The 22,409-nt window shown below is 38.5% G+C and carries 22 protein-coding genes; 9 read left to right on the top strand and 13 right to left on the bottom strand.

All coding sequences use genetic code 11. The annotated features are described in order from the left end of the window. Positions 1-4: 4 nt before the first annotated feature. The 4 genes from LC419_RS20075 to hutH all read right to left on the bottom strand — a co-directional run bounded on the left by LC419_RS20075 (position 5) and on the right by hutH (position 4,709). Entirely contained in the window at positions 5-1,225 is a 1,221-nt protein-coding gene (locus LC419_RS20075; protein ID WP_223609018.1) for a beta-ketoacyl synthase, read from the bottom strand. 100 nt (positions 1,226-1,325) lie between these two features. Then, the gene (gene fabG, locus LC419_RS20080) at positions 1,326-2,057 is read right to left on the bottom strand and encodes a 3-oxoacyl-ACP reductase FabG (RefSeq protein WP_223609019.1); all 732 of its coding nucleotides are present in this window, start codon (positions 2,055-2,057) and stop codon (positions 1,326-1,328) included. 18 nt (positions 2,058-2,075) lie between these two features. Beyond that, complete coding sequence (locus LC419_RS20085) at positions 2,076-3,182, bottom strand: WG repeat-containing protein (RefSeq protein WP_223609020.1); 1,107 nt, start codon at positions 3,180-3,182, stop codon at positions 2,076-2,078. A gap of 3 nt (positions 3,183-3,185) precedes the next feature. Continuing rightward, the gene (gene hutH, locus LC419_RS20090; RefSeq protein ID WP_223609021.1) at positions 3,186-4,709 is read right to left on the bottom strand and encodes a histidine ammonia-lyase; all 1,524 of its coding nucleotides are present in this window, start codon (positions 4,707-4,709) and stop codon (positions 3,186-3,188) included. 97 nt (positions 4,710-4,806) lie between these two features. Between hutH and LC419_RS20095 the strand changes: the two genes are divergently transcribed. Further along, positions 4,807-6,063, top strand: a complete 1,257-nt coding sequence (locus LC419_RS20095) for an NAD(P)/FAD-dependent oxidoreductase (protein ID WP_223609022.1) — start codon at positions 4,807-4,809, stop codon at positions 6,061-6,063. A gap of 34 nt (positions 6,064-6,097) precedes the next feature. On the opposite strand, the gene LC419_RS20100 is transcribed toward LC419_RS20095, so the two are convergent. The 3 genes from LC419_RS20100 to LC419_RS24165 form a co-directional block, all read right to left on the bottom strand. Next, positions 6,098-6,700, bottom strand: a complete 603-nt coding sequence (locus LC419_RS20100; protein ID WP_223609023.1) for a hypothetical protein — start codon at positions 6,698-6,700, stop codon at positions 6,098-6,100. 58 nt (positions 6,701-6,758) lie between these two features. Further along, positions 6,759-8,051: a phenylacetate--CoA ligase family protein gene (locus tag LC419_RS20105; RefSeq protein ID WP_223609024.1), complete on the bottom strand. Its 1,293-nt coding sequence runs from the start codon at positions 8,049-8,051 to the stop codon at positions 6,759-6,761. Positions 8,052-8,138: 87 nt separating this feature from the next. After that, entirely contained in the window at positions 8,139-9,827 is a 1,689-nt protein-coding gene (locus LC419_RS24165; RefSeq protein WP_306666589.1) for a M23 family metallopeptidase, read from the bottom strand. 412 nt (positions 9,828-10,239) lie between these two features. Here LC419_RS24165 and ileS point away from each other — a divergent pair, with 412 nt between their 5' ends. The 8 genes from ileS to LC419_RS20150 all read left to right on the top strand — a co-directional run bounded on the left by ileS (position 10,240) and on the right by LC419_RS20150 (position 17,398). Next, positions 10,240-13,629, top strand: a complete 3,390-nt coding sequence (ileS, locus tag LC419_RS20115) for an isoleucine--tRNA ligase (protein WP_223609025.1) — start codon at positions 10,240-10,242, stop codon at positions 13,627-13,629. A 59-nt stretch (positions 13,630-13,688) separates the two neighbouring features. Beyond that, entirely contained in the window at positions 13,689-14,069 is a 381-nt protein-coding gene (locus LC419_RS20120; RefSeq protein ID WP_034726982.1) for a TraR/DksA C4-type zinc finger protein, read from the top strand. Positions 14,070-14,150: 81 nt separating this feature from the next. Further along, positions 14,151-14,396 carry a DUF6576 domain-containing protein gene (locus LC419_RS20125; protein ID WP_223609026.1) on the top strand — a complete coding sequence of 82 codons (246 nt, stop codon included), beginning with the start codon at positions 14,151-14,153 and terminating at the stop codon, positions 14,394-14,396. A gap of 20 nt (positions 14,397-14,416) precedes the next feature. Next, the gene (locus tag LC419_RS20130) at positions 14,417-14,602 is read left to right on the top strand and encodes a DUF2683 family protein (protein WP_223609027.1); all 186 of its coding nucleotides are present in this window, start codon (positions 14,417-14,419) and stop codon (positions 14,600-14,602) included. Beyond that, entirely contained in the window at positions 14,602-15,240 is a 639-nt protein-coding gene (locus LC419_RS20135; RefSeq protein ID WP_073170443.1) for a lipoprotein signal peptidase, read from the top strand. Before LC419_RS20130 ends, LC419_RS20135 begins: the two co-directional genes overlap by 1 nt. 15 nt (positions 15,241-15,255) lie before the next feature. Next, the gene (locus LC419_RS20140) at positions 15,256-15,900 is read left to right on the top strand and encodes a vancomycin high temperature exclusion protein (protein WP_223609028.1); all 645 of its coding nucleotides are present in this window, start codon (positions 15,256-15,258) and stop codon (positions 15,898-15,900) included. Positions 15,901-15,998: 98 nt separating this feature from the next. Next, entirely contained in the window at positions 15,999-16,967 is a 969-nt protein-coding gene (gene trpS, locus LC419_RS20145) for a tryptophan--tRNA ligase (RefSeq protein WP_223609029.1), read from the top strand. Between the two features lie 149 nt (positions 16,968-17,116). Next, positions 17,117-17,398, top strand: a complete 282-nt coding sequence (locus tag LC419_RS20150) for a hypothetical protein (RefSeq protein WP_223609030.1) — start codon at positions 17,117-17,119, stop codon at positions 17,396-17,398. A gap of 7 nt (positions 17,399-17,405) precedes the next feature. Here the strand turns inward: LC419_RS20150 and LC419_RS20155 are convergent, their stop codons facing one another. From LC419_RS20155 to LC419_RS20180, 6 genes are all read right to left on the bottom strand, one after another. Then, positions 17,406-18,683 (bottom strand): HAMP domain-containing sensor histidine kinase, encoded by a 1,278-nt coding sequence (locus LC419_RS20155; protein WP_223609031.1) that lies wholly within the window; start codon positions 18,681-18,683, stop codon positions 17,406-17,408. After that, a complete protein-coding gene (locus LC419_RS20160) occupies positions 18,683-19,354 on the bottom strand; it encodes a response regulator transcription factor (RefSeq protein ID WP_223609032.1) in 672 nt (223 codons plus the stop codon). Before LC419_RS20160 ends, LC419_RS20155 begins: the two co-directional genes overlap by 1 nt. Before the next feature lie 131 nt (positions 19,355-19,485). Then, positions 19,486-19,935 carry a PepSY-like domain-containing protein gene (locus LC419_RS20165; protein ID WP_223609033.1) on the bottom strand — a complete coding sequence of 150 codons (450 nt, stop codon included), beginning with the start codon at positions 19,933-19,935 and terminating at the stop codon, positions 19,486-19,488. Positions 19,936-20,186: 251 nt separating this feature from the next. Beyond that, entirely contained in the window at positions 20,187-20,882 is a 696-nt protein-coding gene (locus LC419_RS20170) for a YjjG family noncanonical pyrimidine nucleotidase (protein ID WP_223609034.1), read from the bottom strand. Between the two features lie 204 nt (positions 20,883-21,086). Then, positions 21,087-21,677, bottom strand: coding sequence for an RNA polymerase sigma factor (locus LC419_RS20175; protein WP_034726967.1), 591 nt, complete (start codon positions 21,675-21,677; stop codon positions 21,087-21,089). Between the two features lie 198 nt (positions 21,678-21,875). Beyond that, positions 21,876-22,367: a hypothetical protein gene (locus tag LC419_RS20180; RefSeq protein WP_223609035.1), complete on the bottom strand. Its 492-nt coding sequence runs from the start codon at positions 22,365-22,367 to the stop codon at positions 21,876-21,878. Positions 22,368-22,409: the final 42 nt, after the last annotated feature.

Genomic DNA, 22,409 nt, shown 5'->3' on the forward strand with positions numbered 1-22,409 from the left:
GTTTTTAATCAAATTTTTTAACTATTAATGCAGAGTTGGTTCCCCCAAATCCGAAAGAATTCGACAAAAATACGTCAATTTTTTGAGTTTTCGTTTTTGAGACCAAATTTATCTTTTTCGCCTCATCGTCAGGGTTTTCCAGATTGATGTTCGGTGCAACGAAATCATTCTGCATCATCAAAATGGAGTAAACAACTTCACTTGCCCCTGCCATCCAGCATTCATGACCGGTCATGGACTTGGTAGAACTTACTGGAATTTCGCTTCCGAAGATCTCGTGAATGGCTTTGGCTTCATTGGCATCTCCGATAGGTGTGGAAGTCGCATGAGCGTTGATATAATCGATATCTTCTACTTTTAATCCTGATTGTTTAAGCGCTCTTTGCATCGCTAAAGCAGGACCATCCACATTCGGTGTTGAAATATGTCCGCCGTTTGATGAAAAGCCGTATCCTACAATTTCGGCAAGAATGGTAGCTCCTCTTTTCTGGGCAGATTCTAAACTTTCCACCACAAGACTGGCTGCACCTCCACTTGGAATCAGTCCGTCTCTTCCGGAATCAAAAGGTCTTGATGCTTTGGTAGGTTCATCTTCTCTCACAGAAAAAACGCCCAGCCCGTCAAAGCTTGCCATTGAATATTTGTTCGTTTCCTGAGCACCGCCGCAGATAATCATATCCTGAAAACCATTACTGATCATCATATGCGCCAGTCCCAAAGAATGCGAGCCGCTGGCACACGCTGCACTGATGGTAAGATTGATTCCTTTCAGTTTAAAAATAGTAGAAAGGTTCATGGTTACTGTAGAATTCATTGATTTAAAGATCGCTCCGGATCCCATCAATGTTGTATCTTTTTTTTCTCTGGCAATATCGATAGATTCTACAACCGCCTGAGAAACACTGTCGTTTCCGTATAGAATCCCAACTTCATGGCTGTCCAGGAAATCCTGGTCTAAACCTGCCTGTTTAAGTGCATCGCTGGTAGCAAGATAAGCATATTCGCTTTCCTCACCCATGCTTACACGCTGGCGTCTGTTGAGTAGATTTTTAAGATCCGGTTTCGGGACTACACCTGTAAGGCCTGATCTGAATCCGAATTCTTTTCTTTCCTGTACTAAAGCAATACCGGATTTTCCTTGATATAGGGATTCTTTGACTTCTTCCAAAGAGGTCCCGATGCAAGAATAAATTCCCATTCCGGTAATTACAACCCTATTTTCCATGTCTTTATATTTGAATGTAACAATGTATCAGTATAGCAATGTAACAATATTTCGGATGAAGGTTGTTACATTGCTATATTGTTACATTATTTTTTTATTGTTAAGAGTAAATTCCTCCGTTGATGTTCACTATTTCTCCGGTAATGTATGACGCTTTTCTTGAGGCTAAAAACGCAACCAGATCTGCTACTTCTTCCGCTTCTCCAAACCTGTTGGCAGGGATCATCGCTTTAAGTTCGTCTTCATTGAAGTCCTGAGTCATATCTGTTCTGATAAATCCCGGAGCTACTGCATTGACCGTGATATTTCTTTTCGCCACCTCCTGAGCCAAAGCTTTTGTAGCACCTACCAAAGCTCCTTTTGCTGCAGAATAATTGGTCTGTCCAGCCGTCCCTTTTACTCCGGAAACAGAAACCATATTGATGATTCTTCCATATTTATTGCGCAGAAGTTTCTGGATAAAGAAATTGGTTACGTTGAAAAAGCCGTTCAGGCTTGTGTTGATGACACTGTTCCAGTCTTCACTCTGCATCCACATGAACAAACCGTCTCTTGTGATGCCGGCATTATTTACGATCACCTCAACGATGGCATCAGGGTTGCCTTCCTGCCATTGGGCCAAAACATTCAGGCTTTCTTCTGCATTCGCTACGTCAAATTTAAGGAGCTCTCCTGTAGCCCCCAACTCCTGTACTTTAGTTAAAGTTTCCTTGGCTGCAGTATCGTTTGAGGTATAATTAATTAAAATATGATAATTTTTTTCTTCTGCCAGTTTGAGACAAATTGCCCTTCCAATTCCTCTGGATCCGCCTGTTATAATTGCACATTTCATGTCTTAGTGTTAGTTTTTTTAATTTTGAAAAAGCTCTGCATTATAGAACCATTTATCGCCAAGCAGGTTTCCGGATGTATCGATGAATCCCCATTTTCCGCCTTTTTTCACTCTTGATACGCCCTGGTTGAATCCTTTATTTTTTTCTCCGAAGCCAAAACTTGCAGAGATTTCGTATCCCATCGGAATAACTATTTTTCCGGTATTGTCGATAAATCCCCAACCTTTTCCTCTTACCGGAGCAAGATTGTCACTGCTGAAAACTTCTGCATCGCTATACTGTGGCTCTATCACAAAGTTTCCTGTGGGATCAATATATCCCCATTTATTTTTCAGACAAACCGGAGCTAAGTTTTGACTAAAGCTTCTCGCCTTCTCAAATTGCGGTTCGATAGTCCATTTTCCCGTTTTATCTACGAAACCGATTTTGCCATTTTTTCTGGCATGAGTCATCGGCTGATTATCGAAATCCCAAATTTTATCAACTCCGTCGATTACTTTAAAGTCTTTGCCATCAACAAGCCCAAAGGATTTGTCTTTTTGTGCCCAGGTAATTCCGTCTGAATATTCTCCAAGATCGTCATACTCAAAAGGAACAATGGTTTCGCCTTTTGTATTGAGAATTCCCCATTTGCTGTTTTTAGAAGCTCTTGCAAAACCGTTCTGAAAAGGTTTAATCACGTCATATTCTTCACGAATGATTACTTTTCCGGCTGTATTGAATGCTCCGATTTTATTGTTAATTTTAAAAAAAGCTAAACCTTCATTAAAATCATATAACTTTTCTGAAGAAGGCATCGTCAGTTTTTCACCTTTTTTATTGATGTACATCCATGCTCCTTCTTTTTCAACGATGCAGATTCCATCATGAAATTCCCTTATATTGGTAAAAGAAGGTTCAATAACCATTTTACCGTCTTTTCCGATGAATCCCCAAAGTTGTTTTATCTTCACAGCAGCCAAGCCATCTGAGAAGTTTTTTGCCGCATCGAAAGTCGGATAAATAACATACTTCCCGGATCTATCGATATATCCTACTGTTGATTTTTCCTTCACCAAAGCTAATTCCTGGGCAAAAAGTATTTGTCCTATAGCTAACAGAGAAAAAATCAGTGCCTTTTTCATTTTTTACTTTATATTTTTAAGATACTGCTTGACATTTTCCAGATACGGATACATTACCATATCATCTGAAAATGCAGGAATAATTTTTCTTATTTCGTCATACAGTTCTTTGGTAGAAGACGAAACTTTATCCTGGAATCCAAGGTACTCAACAGCCTGAATAATGGTAATAGCTTCAATGGCCAATACTTCAAATGCATTCTCTATCACCTTTCTGCAGATCACCGCTGCATTGGTTCCCATGCTTACAATATCTTGATTATCATTATTATTAGGAATACTGTGCACATACATGGAATTGGATAACATCTGGCTTTCCGCCGTAGTAGATGTTGCTGTAAACTGCACCCCCTGCATCCCGAAATTGAACCCTAATTTACCTAAATTTACAAAAGGAGGCAAAATTTCGTTGATCTTTGCATTTAAAAGGTAGTTCAACTGCCTTTCTGCCAACATCGTCAGCTTGGTAACTACGATTTTCAATTTGTCCATTTCCAATGAAATATAATCTCCGTGGAAGTTTCCACCGTGATAAACATGCTTGTCTGCTACATTGATAATCGGGTTATCATTTGCTGAATTGATCTCGTTTTCAAGAACATTCTCAGTGTATTCCAAAGTATCTAAAACAGGGCCTAAGATCTGTGGAACACATCTTAATGAATAGTATTCCTGCACTTTTTCCTTAAATACTTTTTCCTGTTCTTCGAAATGGGTATAAAGATGGTCTTCTCTTTTTCTGATGAGCTTACTGTCTGCCAGATGAGCACGCATTCTTTCTGCCACTTTCTGCTGGCCGTAATGTTTTTTCGTCCCGTTCAAAGCTTCCGAAAGGTGGTCATCATAGGCCTGCACGATCTCATTGATCGCACATGAAAGCCTGATTGAAATATCGGTCAGCTGATTCGCTTTATAAGCATTAACAATTCCTATCCCGGACATCACGGAAGTTCCGTTCATCAAAGCAAGTCCTTCACGAATTTCAACTTTGATAGGCTCTAATCCTTCCGCTTCAAAAACATCTTTTGTAGCTTTTCTTTCGCCATTATAGTAAACTTCCCCTTCTCCTATCAGCACCAAAGCAAGGTGGGCAAGCTGTACCAAATCTCCGCTTGCTCCCACTCCTCCGTGTTCAAAGATCAAAGGTGTAATATCTCTGTTGATCAATTCCTTAAGTAAATGAACGACAGACTGGTGAACGCCGGAATTTCCAAGTGAAAGGGTATTAAGCCTTGCCAGCATACAGGCTTTTACTTCCTGAGCAGGCAACGGATTTCCGATTCCTGAAGAATGACTTCTGATCAGGTTATACTGAAGCTGATGGGTATCTTCATCACTGATTTTGAACTGAGCCATAGGCCCAAAACCGGTATTCACACCATATATTACTTTATTTCTCGAAAATTCCTTTAAAAACTGAAAACTCGTCTCCACTCTATCTAAAAGTGGTGTGTCCAGTTCGATTTTTTCATTTTCAATGATAATTTTTTGAAAATCCTTCAGTTCTAAAAAGTTATTTATTTTCATCAATTAAAAGTAATAGTTGATAATTTTGTAAAATATTAATTAATTGTCACTAATTTTGCGGCAAAGATAGAAGTTATTATTAAAATAAAAAATCAAGATGAGCAAAGAATTTGTTGATGTTCTTGTAATCGGGGCTGGGCCTTCCGGATGCGTATCTTCTTCATATTTAAAGAAGAACAATGTCAACGTAAAAGTTGTTGAAAAGACAAAATTCCCAAGACTTGTAGTTGGTGAAAGCCTAATTCCCAGGGTAATGGATCATTTTGACGAGGCCGGACTTTTTCCTGCTTTGGATAAAATGGGCTTTGAAAAAAAGCTTGGAGCCCGTTTCCTAAGAGGCGACGAGGTTTGCATTTTTGATTTCAGCGATAAGTTCGGAGAAGGCTGGGACTCGACCTGGCAGGTTCCAAGAGCTGATTTTGATAATACTCTTGCTCAGGAAGTGATCAACAAAGGCATCGATCTTGAATTTGAGACCGAAGTTATTGATATTCAATTTAACGGTACAGATTCTATCACTACCGTAAAAACCAAAGATGGCGAAACCAAAGAAATCCATTCTAAGTTCGTGATCGATTCAAGCGGATACGGAAGAGTGCTTCCAAGGCTTCTTGATCTTGAAAAACCTTCCAAGCTTTCTCCGCATTCTGCTATTTTTGCCCACGTAGAAGACATTAACAGAGAGGAAGGTGAAGAAGGAACTTTGATCTCTTTTGATATTATAGAAACTGAAGTATGGCTTTGGGTGATTCCTTTCTCCAACGGAAATACGAGTGTCGGAATTGTAGGTCCTACGGAATACATCGACAAACTTTCTGAAAACGGCGATACTGCAGAGGCTTTAAGAAAGGCTATTTCTCTGTCTGATTATTATGTAAAACGTTTCGGAAATGTAGATTTCCTTTTTGAACCAAGACATCTGAAAGATTATTCGTGTTCGGTAAAACAATTATTCGGAGACGGATATGCACTTACCGGAAATGCATCTGAGTTCCTTGATCCTGTGTTCTCATCAGGAATGGCCTTTGCCACGGAATCGGGAATGCTTGCTGCAAAACTGGCTTTGCGTCAGCTGAACGGTGAGAAGATCGACTGGCAGACGGAATACACAGATTATATTCTTTACGGTGTGGATGTTTTCACCACCTATGTAAAAGAATGGTATACGGGAAATCTTCAAGAGCTTTTCTTCCACAGACCGGAAAACGAAGACGTCAAGAGAAAAATATGTGCAGTACTCGCAGGATATGTCTGGAATAAAGACAATCCGTTTGTAAAGAAGCACGATACGGTTATTAAAAATCTTGCGAATCTGATTAAGCTTGAAAAACAGCAACAACAGGAACAATCATAAACAAAACCGGTCTGAATTTCAGACCGGTTTTGTTTTATTTTAAATCTCTTTCCATTCTCTGGGCGAGTGTTTTACCAGTTTTTGCAAACCCTTCTCCCACTCTGGTTTCGTTATTAAAATTACTTCCCCACTGGTCTCCCGGCGCATCTACACTTTCAATGTCGAACAAGACCTTCTTAGAATCTGTTTCCACAAAAGTAAGTTGCGTAGTCACTTTTGCAGGCTGCTTCATAATTCCAGCATCCCAACCCGGATACACCCACTTTACTTTCACCATTAAAGTATAAGGACTCTGAGCATTTTCCTTAAGCTTTGTATTGATGTTCTCTTTTGACAAGACCTTATTAAATATTGTAATGAATTTCGGGTTCCACAATTCTTCTTTAACACGCTCCCACTGCTTTTTCCAGATTTCTCCGCTTCCTTCAGTTTTTTTGTTCAGCTCTTCAATTCTTCTTGGAATATATTCTGCTTCGGTATAATTTTCTTTCAGCAGTTTCATCTCTGAGTAATCAAAAACAACGTTCACTGTTTCAGTTCCCTTCAAGAATTTTGCATCTCCACTTTGGATCTTAAATTTTTGTGCCATTGCAACGGTAGAAATGGCAACCAGCAATAAGAATAATAATTTTTTCATGGTTTTATATTTTTTTAATTTAAATGGGTTTCATTTTTTGTGCTGAAGTTCTGATTTTCTATCTCAAATCTATAAAAGTGATCGGTTTTCTGCTGTTCGGGTTAAAAACAGTTTTGGACAAAATATCAAAGTCTATGATTTCAATTTTAGGACTTACTCTCAGTTTTGCACGGAAATGGTCGCGGACTTCATTTACAAAGGTTTCTTGATCCTGGTCTGTACTGAGTTTAATGATAATTTCATCCAGCCCGATTTCATTAGACTGAATAACGATCTGATAGCATAAAATCGTACTGAAGTCGTTCAAAATATCAGTCATCGCCGGTGGATACAGCGTTGTGCCTTTGTATTTGATCATTTGCTGTTTTCTTCCGACAACAGGGCCCAGTCTCATCGTATTTCTTCCGCAATCGCAAGGTTCATAATGAGCTTTTACAATATCTCCCGTTTTGAAACGAAGCAAAGGAATAGCTTCAACCCCTAAAGTAGTGATCGTAAGCTCGCCGTTCTCTCCTTCTGCGACAGGATTTTCGTTATCATCAAGAATTTCTGTGATAATCAGTTCCGGATGATGATGGCCTCCGGTTTGGAACTCACATTCTGTAAAGGCTGTGCTCATTTCTGTAGAAGCGTACGTGGAAAATAATTTAATATCCCACTTCTCTTTAATCTTCTGCGAAAGAATATTATCCGTAAAGTCCTGATTTTTGATACTTTCCCCGATACAAACGGCTCCGTAAACACTTGAATTTTTGTAATCTATTCCATGTTTTTCAGCATAATCGATCATCTTTAATAGAAAAGACGGAACGGTGATCAGGTATTTGGGTTTGTATCTGAAAATAGAATCCCACTGCAGCTCCGGAATACCGGGTCCCATTCTAACTACACTGGCACCCATTTTTCTCAATCCGAGAAAGTAAGCCAGACCAGCCATAAATCTTTTGTCAATGGTGGTGATCATCTGCACAACATCTCCTTTCTGAATTCCTGCACAGACAAAGGAAATCGCTTCATTGTAAGCCAGTCTTTCAAGATCGCTGTCGGACAATCCGAAAGTAACCGGATCACCCAAAGTTCCGGAAGTAGTGCTGTAGTCTACAATTTTATCCGGTGGAATACAGAAAAAGTCGTGATTATGCTGTTGAAGATCATCTTTTGTGGTGGTGGGAATTTTCCGCAGATCTTCCAACGTCTGAATATCCGAAATATTGATCCTGTTTTCCTGAAACAGTTTTTGATAAAAAGGTGATTTTTTTTTAAGATAAACCAGAAGCTCCTGAAGCTTATGCTCCTGAAACTTTTTGATGTCCTGAAGATTTGATTTCTCGATGGCCGGATAAAATTCCAATGATTTTAATTTTAAGGAACAAATTTATTTAATTAAAATTAAAAGATTGAATGATTAAAAAATTAAAAACCTGAAGTCCCAATAATTTTATCGCTGAAAGCTAAAAGTCTGTGTATTGGTATTTCCGGCTGTATTGGTAGTGGTTACTTTTAAAGTATGTACACCTGAACCTTTGGGACATTTTTCATCAAAAACATAAACAAAATCATCTTTAACACGGGCGAATCGAAGCCATTTCCCATCCATTTCCGCACGGAATGATACGATATCTCCGATTTTCGTTCTTCCGCTCAACCGCAAAGTACTGCTGTTTATAAGAGCTCCATCTTTCCAACCCGAAGAAACAGACGGCAGACTTTGATCCAATAACAATGTTGCTGTCCCTAGTCTGTTAAACTGTGCTTCCATTCTGTCACCATCCCACTTTCCTTTGATCACCTTTGTATCGCTTCCATAATCAAAGAGAACAATTACTTTTCCTTTTTCTTCACCGGTTAATTTTCTGTTGGGTTTTATTTTTAAGGTATAATCGTCATGCACCGGGATATAAGGGGACTGCAGAATAAGTGTATTTGAAACTCCATCTGCATTGGTCGCCGGCTTTTCAGACATTTGAAAATTCACGGCATCATACACTCCATTTTTACTGAAATTGATCTCAGCATTTTCAGTGGTCATCGTTTTTCCCTGATTGGGCAGTACGGTTTTTCCCGTTTGCGAAATTGCTTCTGAATTTTTATTCAACTGCACTTTTGTTTTCAACCGGCTTGTATTTCCGTTGACATCTTTTAAAATAATTTCAATCTGGTGAATATCTTCATCCTGAAGCGTGATCAGTCCATTTAAATCCGGCTGGCTGTAATTTTTCAAATTCATGCCCGGTAAAGACGATAAATGCTGAATGCTCATTTTATCCTTTGCAAACTTGGTATAATCGATACAGCCATTAATATAGCGTGTATCATCGTAACTCACCTGATCCATGGAAAAACTGTAGATCAAACGGTCGTCCATTAATAATTCTGCATGATAAATTCCAAGATTAAACCCTTGATTGGCTTTATCCACAGCTCTTATAGCAAAGCTTATCGTTGGTGAACTTACCCGCACTACATCCGTTGTATATGTACTGCCAGCTTTTTTTACAGCAATCCCGTTGGCACCTGGTTCATAGGTACTGAAACGTCGGTCATACCAATAAAGCCCGCTGATAATAGGCGCAATACCATCCGGAATATTGAATCCGAAAAGCAAAGGATTGATGCATTCTTCCGTTTTTGTATCTCTGATTTCAAAATGTAAATGCGGTCCGGCTGAGCCTCCGGTATTCCCACTCAAAGCAATAAGCTGTCCTTTGGTTACGGGAAACTGTCCGGGGGAAAAAGTGATATCCTGTTCCCATTTTTCGTCTTTATATTGTCTTTCTTTTACAAATTCATCCAGCTTATCATAATATTTATTCAGATGCGCATATAGTGTGGTGTACCCGTTTGGATGCGTCACATACACCGCATTTCCAAAGCCATATCTTTCTACTTTTATCCTGCTCACATAACCATCTGCCGCCGCAACAACGGATAGGTTTTCCTGACTGTTGGTCCGTAAATCCAATCCCATGTGAAAATGATTGGAACGGACGGCACCGAAGTTGGCTGCGAGCTGCATTGGAATATTCAGAGGATTCCGGAAATAATTTTGCGGATAGTTTTTCTGAGCAGATGTAAAGATGCTATTAAGGAAATAAACGATTATGATTAATTTACAGAAAGTTTTCATACAGCATCTGGGTTTGGGGTTCTATTTAAATTTACAAAATTTTAATTATTCTAAGTGAGATTTTTTTATTTTAACCACGAATGACACAAATTTACACGGATGATTGCGTTAAAAACTATAGGACTTTATCCATCCTGGGCTATATTTTGGCTAAAGCCGGACAGGAGAGTATTTATTTTTTAAGCAAGATAAAGCCATCTATTATTGCAGAAAATGAAAGAAAAAAAATATAAAATAAATAGTAAAAATTGACGTATTCACCATTCCCCATTCCCATTTTATCACTTCCCTTATTTATATTTCTGAAATTGAACTTTTTAATAGATATAAGCTAAATAAAACATATCTTATAAACCGACAAAATTTAGTAAATTTGCAGACTTAATTAATCAACGATATTGAGATATTTACAATGAGCCAATTTAAAGAATACAAAAACCTCAACCTTATTGACATAGCCGAGAATGTATCGGAGTTTTGGAAACAGAATAAAACGTTCAGTAAAAGTGTTGAGATTCGCGAGGGTAATGCCGAGTTTGTTTTTTATGAAGGTCCGCCTTCAGCAAACGGTATGCCCGGAATTCACCACGTTATGGCCAGAGCATTAAAGGATATTTTTTGTCGTTACCAGACTCAGAACGGAAAACAGGTTTTCCGTAAAGCGGGCTGGGATACACATGGACTTCCTGTAGAACTGGGCGTAGAAAAAGAATTAGGAATTACTAAAGAGGATATTGGCAAAAAAATCTCTATTGAAGACTACAATAAAGCTTGTCGTGAAGCAGTAATGCGATATACAGACGTATGGAACAACCTTACGGAAAAAATCGGATATTGGGTAGATCTAGAAGATCCGTATATCACGTATAAGTCAAAATATATGGAGACGGTTTGGTGGTTGCTGAAGCAGTTGTATAATAAAGAATTATTGTACAAAGGCTACACGATCCAGCCTTATTCTCCGAAAGCAGGAACAGGACTTTCTTCTGCGGAATTAAATATGCCGGGAACTTATCACGATGTTTCTGACACTACCGTTGTAGCTCAGTTCAAAGTAAAAAAAGAATCTTCTGAATTATTTAGTAATGTGGAAGAAGATGTAAGCATTCTGGCATGGACGACAACTCCATGGACCTTGCCATCTAATACAGCACTGGCTGTAGGAAGAGATATTGAATATGTTTTAGTTAAAACATTCAATCAATATACATTTGAGCCAATAGCTATTGTTTTATCCAGAGTTCTTTTACCTAAAGTATTCGGTAAGAAATATGCTGAAGGAACCGATGAAGATTTCGCTGGTTATACTGCGGAAAGCAAGGTGATTCCTTTCAAAATTGTAAAAGAATTTACAGGAGAAAAGCTTGCCGGAACTCATTATGAGCAGTTAATCCCTTGGTTTACGCCTAATGATTCCCCTGAAAAAGCTTTCAGAGTGATTTTGGGAGATTTTGTAACGACTGAGGACGGTACCGGTATCGTTCACATCGCGCCTACTTTTGGTGCGGATGATGCAAGAGTAGCAAAGGAAGCCGGAATTCCGCCCATGTTGATCAAAGACGAAAATGATAATCTGGTTCCGCTGGTAGATTTACAGGGAAGATTTATCAGGGGAGAAAATGTGCCTGAATTATTCTCAGGAAAATATATCAAGAACGAATATTATGATGATGGAACTGCGCCTGAGAAATCGTGGGATGTAGAACTTGCCATCGTTCTGAAGACTGAAAATAAAGCCTTCAAAGTAGAGAAATACGTTCACAGCTATCCGCACTGCTGGAGAACTGACAAGCCCGTATTATACTATCCGCTGGATTCGTGGTTTGTGAAAATGACCGCTGTGAAAGACAGATTGGTGGATTTAAACAAAGAAATTAACTGGAAACCTAAATCAACGGGAGAAGGACGTTTTGCGAACTGGATTGAAAACGTAAACGACTGGAATTTATCCCGTTCAAGATATTGGGGAGTTCCGTTACCGATCTGGAGAACTGAAGATCTTAAAGAAGAAAAGATCATCGGATCTGTAGAGGAGTTATATAATGAGATCGAAAAGTCTGTTGCTGCAGGATTGATGAAAGAAAATCCGTTCCAGGGCTTTATCATAGGAAATATGTCTGAGCAGAACTATGAACTGGTGGATCTTCACAAGAATGTAGTAGACAAAATCATTTTAGTTTCAGATTCAGGAAAAGCCATGAAGCGTGAAAGCGACTTAATCGACGTTTGGTTCGATTCAGGTTCGATGCCTTACGCTCAGTTGCATTATCCTTTTGAGAATAAAGAATTAATTGACAATAATAAAGCGTTCCCGGCAGATTTTATCGCGGAAGGCGTTGACCAGACGCGTGGTTGGTTCTATACTCTTCACGCGATCGGAACAGCGGTTTTTGATTCAGTTGCTTATAAAAATGTAATGAGCAACGGGCTTGTTTTGGATAAAAACGGACTGAAAATGTCAAAATCCAAAGGAAATGCAGTAGATCCGTTCGAAACACTTTCTGTATATGGGCCAGATGCTACGAGATGGTATATGATCTCGAATGCGAATCCTTGGGAAAACCTGAAATTCGACATCGAAGGAATTGATGAAGTAAGAAGAAAGTTCTTCGGAACCCTTTATAATACCTATTCATTCTTTGCCCTGTATGCGAATGTGGATGGCTTCAATTACACAGAAAAAGAAGTGGAAAACCGTCCTGAAATCGATAGATGGATCCTTTCCGAACTTAATCTTCTAATTAAAGAAGTAAAAGCATTCTACGAAGATTACGAACCGACAAGAGTAGCCAGAGCCATCAGCACATTTGTGAATGATAATCTGAGCAACTGGTACGTAAGACTGTGTAGAAGACGTTTCTGGAAAGGAGATTATTCTGACGATAAGATCTCGGCTTACCAGACTTTATATACCTGTCTTGAAACGGTGGCGAAACTATCCGCGCCTATTGCTCCGTTCTTTATGGATCAATTGTATCAGGATTTAAATAAGGTAACAGGAAAAGAAAACTGTGAATCTGTGCATTTAACAGACTTCCCTGTAGCGGACGAAAGTCTGATCGATCAGGATCTGGTAGAAAAAACACACTTAGCTCAGAACATCACAAGTATGGTTTTCTCCCTGAGAAAGAAAGAAAATGTGAAAGTTCGCCAGCCATTACAAAAAGTATTGGTTCCGGTTCTGGATGCGAAAACCGAAGAGCAAATCTTAGCGGTTGCAGACCTGATCAAGCAGGAAGTGAACGTGAAAGAATTACAGTTGATCAACGCTGAGGAAGCATCTCATTTAATTGTAAAACAAATCAAGCCGAATTTCAAAGCTTTAGGCCCTAAATTAGGGAAAGACATGAAAACGGTAGGCGGAGAAATTGCGAATTTCAGCGCAGAGCAGATTGCCAGTCTTGAAAAAGACGGAAAAATAGATATTCAGGGGTATGAGATCACCCTTGATGATGTGGAAATATCTACAAAAGATATCCCGGGATGGACGGTAACTTCCGACGGGAAAACAACTGTGGCATTAGATTTGACATTAACAGAAGAATTAAAATCTGAAGGTATCGCAAGGGAGTTCATCAACAGAATTCAGAACCTGCGAAAAGAGAAGGACTTTGAACTAACGGACAGGATCAAAATCTCCATTGAAGAAAATTCACCTTTCATTGAAGATGTTAAGAAAAATGAGGAATATATTTCATCTGAGGTCTTGTCAAATAAAATAGAAATTGTATCTTCACTTTCAAATTTTAACGAAATCGAAATAGATGAGGTTAGTTTTAAGATAAATGTCGAAAAAAATTAACATATAGTTATTGTATTTCAAATTCCATTTCATAATTTTATTAAAAAAGAGAAAAGAATATGTCAGACGAAAGAGTTAGATACAGCGATGCTGATTTACAGGAATTTAAGGCTATCATTAAAGAAAAAATAGAAAAAGCAGAAAGAGATCTTCAGCTGATCAGAGAAAGTTTCATCAACGACCAGAATAATGGTACGGATGATACTTCGCCTACCTTCAAAGCTTTTGAAGAAGGAGCAGAGACACTGAGCAAGGAGCAGAACTCTATATTGGCAGGGCGCCAGGAAAAATTCGTACGTGATCTTAAGAATGCTTTGATCCGTATCGAAAATAAAACCTACGGCGTATGCAGAGTGACAGGAAAGCTGATTCCTAAGGAAAGACTTTTAGCCGTTCCTCATGCTACGCTGAGCATTGAAGCGAAAAATATGCAGAAATAAACCATTAAGGTTTGTAAAAATAATATTGGGTTTATATCGTATTCGCGGATACTTTATAAACCTAATTTTTAATGTATACCCATGAACGGAGTATTAATTTTAGGCATCATCGTGGCCGTAGTTTTGCTGTTTGTAAACAGGGCCTGGATCAAAAACAGATTCTTCCCCGATCAGCATAAGAACTATACCATCGATGATCAGTTTAATTCTGATAAACGCGAAAGGGAAAAAGAAATCGACAGACTTTTGAGTAAGATGGGCAAAAACGGGATAAGTGACCTGTCCGCAAAAGACCGGAAAAGACTCGATGAACTGTCCAAAATGTAACATTTAAAAAAGAAAAGAAAATGGAATCTATCATAGTACATCCTAAAAACCCTATGGAACTGAGTGCACTGAAAAGTGTTTTAAAAGATATGAACATCAGATATGAGCGTGCTCAGACCAAAAATACGTTCCATACAGAAAAGGTGGCGAAGAAAATTTTCGATAAGAAAAACACGGAAAAACCTTCTAAACCAAAAGGACAGTAATGAAAAAGATCTTAGCTATAACATTTTTAGTATTGTTAATTGATCAGGCTTCAAAAATTTACATCAAAACCCATTTCAATCTGGATGACAGCATCACTGTTCTTCCCGGCTTTAAACTGACTTTTGTAGAGAATCCCGGAATGGCTTACGGACTTCATTTCGGAGGAATCATTGGGAAATATTTCCTGGTAATCCTGAGACTTTTCTTAATCGGAGGAATGGTTTATATGTTTAAGAAATGGCTGAAACAAGGGGCTTCCAATTATCTTCTGATTCCAATGGCTATTATTTTCGCTGGTGCTATCGGAAATATCATTGATGGTATGTTCTACGGACTGATCTTCGACAGCGGAACCGTTTACGACCAAAGCATCGACCGATGGATCGGATACGGCGGCGTTTCTAAGTTTGTTCCGATCGGACAGGGCTATTCTTCCTTTATGAAAGGCTGTGTGGTAGATATGCTTCACTTCCCTTTGGTAGACTGGTATGTTCCTGAAAATATCCCTTTGATCGGAGGTAAACACCTTGAATTCTTCAAATATATCTTCAATGTAGCTGATTCTGCCATTACGGTAGGCGCGGCTTTATTATTAATATTCAGAAAAAAAGCTTTCCCGAACGGACTTGAGTTTTAAAAAACAGTATTCCGGATGAAAAAAGTAATTAAAAATATTCTCAAAATATTCCTGCTGCTGTTTGCGGCGGGAATTATTTTTATAGTCTGGGCCAATTACAGCATCAGAAAAGAAAGCAGTGCTTTTGTTTCTTACCGCATTGCTGATGTTCCTGAAACGAAAACCGCTTTGCTGCTGGGAACTGGAAAAACATTAAGCAACGGAATGCCGAATGCCTATTTCTACAATAGAATTCAAGCGGCCATTGATCTTTACAGAAGCGGAAAAATCAAATACATCATTGTAAGCGGGGATAACAGCACTAAAGATTATAATGAACCCGAAGACATGCAGTTGACTTTGATGAAGTATGGTATTCCGAAAGAAAGAATCGTGATGGATCACGCCGGATTCCGGACGTTGGATTCTGTGGTCAGAGCCAAAGAGATTTTCGGGCAAAATAAGCTGGTGATCATTTCACAGAAGTTTCATAATGAGAGAGCTGTATTTCTCGCCAGGGAAAACGGAATGGAAGCTTTCGGGTTCAATGCGGCAGATGTGAACAAATATGCAGGCTTAAAAACCAACCTGAGAGAATACGTTGCGAAAGCAAAAGTGTACTGGGACCTTCTTTTCGGGGTGCAGCCGAAATTCGGAGGAGAAAAGATTGAAATAAAATAATTTTTTGAAGAGGGACTAAAACTCTCTCCTATTTAATTTCCTATTCCCAACAAACCTCGTAAATTTGTCATTCATTAATTTTTATAAACCCAAAACAAATGTCAAGAATTCTTACCGGCATTCAAGCCACCGGAACTCCCCATCTTGGAAATCTCCTTGGGGCGATCATTCCTGCTATTGAACTTTCCAAACAGGAAGGAAATGAATCATTTTTATTCATTGCGAATCTTCACTCCCTTACCCAGATTAAAGATGCGCAGGTTTTAAAACAAAATACCTACGAGATCGCTGCGGCTTGGCTTGCTTGTGGGCTGGATACAGAAAAAACATATTTTTACAGACAGAGTGATATCCCTGAAACCTGTGAACTTTCTTGGCATTTATCATGTTTTTTTCCTTACCAGAGATTAACCCTTGCCCATTCGTTTAAGGATAAGGCAGACAGACTTCAGGACGTTAACGCCGGGCTGTTTACCTACCCTATTCTGATGGCTGCAGATATTTTACTGTATGATGCAGAAATAGTTCCTGTAGGAAAAGATCAGCTTCAGCACCTGGAAATCGCCCGTGATGTAGCCTCAAGGTTTAACAATCAGATGGGAGAAGTTTTTGTACTGCCTCAGTCTGAGCTTCAGGAAGACACGAAATATGTTCCCGGAACAGATGGCCGTAAAATGTCAAAATCCATGGGAAATATCATCAACATTTTTCTTCCTGAAAAGGAGCTGAAGAAACAGGTGATGAGTATAGAAACCGACTCTAAAGGTCTGGAAGAACCAAAAGACCCTGAAACAGATAAGGTTTTTGCGATTTATGAACTGATCGCCACTCCTGAGCAGACGGAGGAATTAAGAGCGAAATATCTGGCCGGAAACTTCGGTTACGGGCACGCCAAATTAGAACTGTTAAATCTGATCTTAACCCGTTTTGCAAAAGAAAGAGAAATGTTCACGTATTATATGAACAATCTGGACGAGCTGGAAGCAAAATTGCAGGAAGGGGCAGCAAAAACAAGAGTGGTTGCTACCAACACCATTAAAAAAGTGAGAGCAAGCTTAGGAATTTAAAGCCTGCTATTTAAATATAAAAAAGCCTTTCCCATCGAAAGGCTTTTGTTTTTTTGTAATTTTATTGTAATAAAAATATAGGGTTACTTATTCTTCTTGTTTTGATTTCATGCAAAAAAGAACCTCGATATATCAATATTAAGGATGAATTGATCTATAAAAATGAAAATGGTTTGTTCTTAAAGCAGACGATCACTCTCAAAAGCAGAAATCCTGAAGACTCAGGAAAAGTTACCCGCTTTTTCAACTATGTTTTATACAAAGACCAGGTTCTTGAACTAAAAGATTTCATTGATTTGAAAAACTTTCATGAAGTTCAGAACAATAATCGGGACAGGTTTATTATAAGTGCCTACGAAGATTCCAGATATCGGTATTTGTTTAAAAATCATCCCGCTTCATCTCCCAATATTTTGATTCAGGAAAAATAAATGACAGTTAGCTTTTCGAAAGAATAAAACAGTGCATTCCATCCTGGAACTCATAGACAATATCCCATCCGGGATATTGTTTTGTTATAGTCCTGATGATAGACAGCCCCAGACCGGTAGAACTGTGGTCTGAACCCTGCTTATAAAATCGGTTGAAGATTTGTGTTTTGTCCAAAGGAACACCGCTACCGCTATTCTGAAAGACCAGTCTGTTGTCTTCTATGATGATATTGACATCTCCATCGTGGCTGTTATACTTCACTGCATTTTTAAGCAGATTGGAAAGCAGAATCTCTGCCAGATCAGGGTTAAAGTCTGCTCCAAAGAATCCTTTCTCCATAATGCTGACTTTAATTTTTTTAAACTCAATAAAGTCTTCGTAGCTTTTCACCAGCTCCGCAATCATTTCATTAAAATCAACTTTTGACGTTTTATTGAACTGGCTGTTTTCTATTTTTGAAAGCATCAGGAGGGATTTATTCAGTCCCGCCATTCTTCTCAGATCTCCTTTTACTTCGGTAAGGAAATTCATATTCTTTTTGTCCAGATCATCATTCTGAATCACGAGATCAATTTTATTAATCACAATAGCCAAAGGTGTCTGAAGTTCATGTGATGCATTTTCAATGAACTGTTTCTGCTGGTGGAAGACCAATTCATTACGCTCAATCATTTCCTCTATTTCCACATTCAGTTCTTCAAATTCTTTGATGGAATAATTTTGGGCCTCATTGGAAGCAGAAACCCCGAACTGATATTTTTTAAGCCGGTCAAGAATGGTATAGAAAGGCCGCATCGCTTTATTCAGCAGATAGCCATTGACGGCCAAAATACTTATCACAAGAAGAATGTACAACACGATCAAAGCCGTAGTCAGGTCATACACCAATTCATCCTGCTCCACCGTAGAGGTTCGTATTTCAAGCCTCTGGCGTTTTCCGAACTGATCTATAAAATCGGTCTCAAGTACGCGGTAAGGCTGGTCTTTGTCGTCGTACTCCATATAAAACATCTTGTTATAAAGCCGGTTCTTGTCTTTATACTCAGATTCTGAAATCGGTTTGATTTTAAATTCATTAAATCCAAAATCCTTACTGTCCAACAGCTTGGGATCGTGATACACCGCTTTAATAATCTGTATTTTTCTGTCTTTCAGTCCGTCATCTACATTATCATACACTTCATCCAGAATATATGCGTAAAAGAGCGCTGCCCATACTGCAATGATGAGCAGCAGGATCACGATCATGTATTTGATAGTGTAGTATTTTAACGAAACTTTCATCAGACAAATTTATAACCTATTCCGTAAACGGCCTGGAAATCGGCTTCTGCATTAAACGTTTTCAGTTTTTTGCGGAGATTTTTGATTTGTGAATAGATAAAATCCAGACTGTCTGCCTGATCTATATAATCTCCCCAGATGGCTTCAGCTAAAGTAGTTTTCTGCAGCGTTTTTTCCGGATGAATCACAAAATAGTACAGCAGATCATATTCCTTACGGTTGAGGATCAGTTCTTCATTACCTACTTTTACCGTTCTGTTTTCAGGATCGATGCTGATATTTTTATACGTGATGGTATTTTCGCCATCCTGATTCTTTCTTCTGATCACCGAACGGATCCTCGCCATTAACTCAGCAAGATGAAAAGGTTTCGCCAGATAATCATCCGCTCCGATCTCCAGTCCTGCGACCTTATCATCTACAGAATCTTTCGCCGATAGAATAATCACAGGATCTTTTTTGTGCAGATTCTTGATTTCTCTCAGCAGATCCATACCATTTCCGTCCGGGAGCATGATGTCCAGAAGAATGCAGTCATATTCATACGAAATAATCTTTTCCAGCCCGGCACTGTAGGAAAGGGCAAATTCCACAATAAAATGTTCTGCTTCCAGAAAAGTCTGTACAGTGTCTTTCAGTTCCGGCTCATCTTCTACGATTAATATCTTCATGCTGCAGTATTGGCTTATCAAATATATGAAAAATGGGAAGGAAGACGGTTGAACTTATTCCCGGATAACCACTTCCATCCTCCAGCTTCCATTTTCCAACCTTCTTCCGGACTCAGGTTATTTAATTTGAATTAATCGTCTATTTTTTTGAAATTTCCGTTTCTGTCAAATTCAAGATCCAGTCCGTTTGAAAGCTCGGCTTTATAAGACCATCTTTCTTTTTCTATCTTAACGATATAGGTGTTTGGGAAGTTTTTAGCTGCATAATTTCTGATCGATGCCGGAATAAATCCATAAGGCAGCTTCTGATGTTTTCCGTCTACTTCCTTCCAGTTTCCTTTACTGTCAAATTCTACTTTTGTACCGTTAGCAAGATATACCTGATATTCGTCAACGCCATAGATTTCCCTGTCTTCAATAGCAGATCCTACTGTAATCCCTTTAAAATGGGTAGCAAGGAAAGTCTTGGCAGTTTTTGGAAGTTGGTTCGCGTTAATCGCTTTGTCCTGTGCAAAAATAAATCCGCCTGCCATTAAGAATAGTATAACAAGCGCTCCTGTGATTTTTCTAAAATTTTTCATAATGTTAAATTTTTTCTGTATTTATGATGGAGCAAAGTTCAGAATCAATTTAGGAAAGAATTAGGAAAAACGGAAAGTGGAGAATAAATAGTGAAAAATATCTGAACCATTAAGATACGATAAGTGCTTAAGAAAATTAGGAAGGCTGCTGCCAAAAAAATCATTTGACTTTTCTTCATCAAACTTAAAACCTTCCATCATCTTAATGGTTCAAAAATTCAGTTTATTACAGCTCCTGAAAAACTGTATTTTTATAAGTATTCTTTGATCTGCAACAGATGCGTAATGGCTTTAAGCCCTTCTTCCTGCTTATTTTCTTTGTATACATCAAAGAAGATCACATCAAGCCCGTAGTTTTGAGAACCTACCACATCTGCGATCCAGTCGTCGCCGATCAGGATGCTTTCCTCCTTGTTCGCTTCTGCCAGTCCGAGAGAATATTCAAAGATCTTTGGATTGGGTTTTCTCACCCCTACAGAATCAGCGCTGGTGATGGTTTTAAAGTATTTATCGATTCCGGAAAGAACACATTTCCTTTCCGTCACTTCCTTGAATCCGTTGGAAATTATATGCAGCGTATAGTGTTTGGATTTCAGATATTCCAAAATGTACTCTGCACCTTCTACCAGCTCGTTGTGGTTAAGGATTTTATCCAGAAAATGTTCCTCGAAATATTGGGAAAGCTCCTCATCATCCACTCCAAAATGTTTGAAAGTATCATAGAAACGGTGCTTTCTCAGATATTCTTTATCGATAAGGCCGTCTCTGATTTTCTCCCAAAGGCTTTCATTGATGTCATGATAGACGGTATGGAAGCTTTCAAAGTCGATATGATAATGTAAAGTGATTTCCTGCTTTTCAAAAAGGTCTTTGATCGTAAGATATGCGTTCTTACGGTGATCCCAGAGCGTATTGTCCAGGTCAAAAAAAATGTGCTGAATTTTCATACAGCACAAAATTACTCAATTTAATTTTTGGAAATTGGGAAATTCTTGTTTTTGGTTGGTACCACTTCAATACTTTTTGAGTAATTCAGTAGAAAATCAATGGTTTGTTTCTTAGGTTTCAAAGTTTTCACTTTTAAGGAATCATTTTTTTTCATAGGCGAAAGCATGTTTTCCTTTAAACGTGAATTTTCTGAAATTATTATCCTAACGTGTCAATACAATATTATTTTCGTCCATGATTTTTCTCAGGTTGATGAGTGCATATCGTACTCTGCCCAATGTGGTATTGATACTCATATTGGTATGGTCCGCAATTTCTTTGAAGCTCAGCCCGTCAAAAAACCTTAATTTAATGACTTCCTGCTGGTTCTGTGGCAGAAACTGAAGCATCCTTAAAAGGTCTTCCTGAATCTGCAGGGTTACCAGCTGATCTTCAATGTTTTCCGATGGTTCTCTGATCAGATCAAAAATAGAATACTCGTCTGTTTCAAAAGTGGTTTCCGAAACTTTAACGTTTTTCGCTTTCAGTCTGAAATGATCGATGATAAGGTTGTGTGCGATTCTTTTTGCCCAAAGAATAAATTTACCTTCTTCGTTATACCGTCCTTCTTTCAGCATCAGGATGATTTTCATGAATGTATCCTGAAAAACATCATTGGCCAGGTCTTCATCATTAATTTTGTAAAAAATGAATGTAAACAGTTCTCTCTGATGACGATGAATAAGGGCTGATAGGGCTTCTTCGTCTCCTTTCTGGTAAAGGGAAATTAGTAGGCTGTCCGTTTTTGATTTCATAACTCTTCTCAATAATAAAAAATTTGCAGACCAGCAATTCTCCAGATATTCTATCTGGCCCTAGCTGTAAATACAAAACAGTTTTTTGGAGTAAAGTAAAATCAATAGGCGGTACAATTATTATATGGTGTAAATATAATAATTTTTTAATAACTGTTAAGCAATTATTAAATTTTTACGATAAAAATGTAAAAAAACTTATTTAAACATATCATGAATAAAGACGGTAGGGATATTTAATGTTAAATTAACATTTAACCCTTTCATCTCTTTTCCGTTCAAACGCGCCTCTCCGATCGGGAAAGCGTATCCTCCGGCAAGGTCCAGAATCCCGAAAAGTGTAACCCCTATTTTCGGAGCAATATATTTATTGGTTCCCTCCGCACCTACCAGAAGATAGTAGGAATGATAAAAGTCTACATTTTTCTCAAAATTAAGCATGACATCAGCCTGTAATTTTGGCATGATCGCAAATTTGGAACCGGCTGACCCCATCAGAGCAGATCCGCCAAGCCTATATATTACATCATCATTCTTCAGGAAAAGCAACTTGCCCCCCACTTCTCCAAAGCTCTGGTTCTGGTAGGTATACCCCACGGTAACCATTTTATGCATGGTGTACTGTGCCTTTGCCATTATGCTCAGGAAAAATACAAATAGTATAGCAGCTGCAGCTCTAAAATTCATCATCTCTAAATTATTTAAGGTGTAAAATTAAAAAAAACTGCCTTA

It is taken from the genome of Chryseobacterium sp. OSA05B (genome assembly GCF_019970065.1).
Lineage (GTDB): Bacteria > Bacteroidota > Bacteroidia > Flavobacteriales > Weeksellaceae > Chryseobacterium.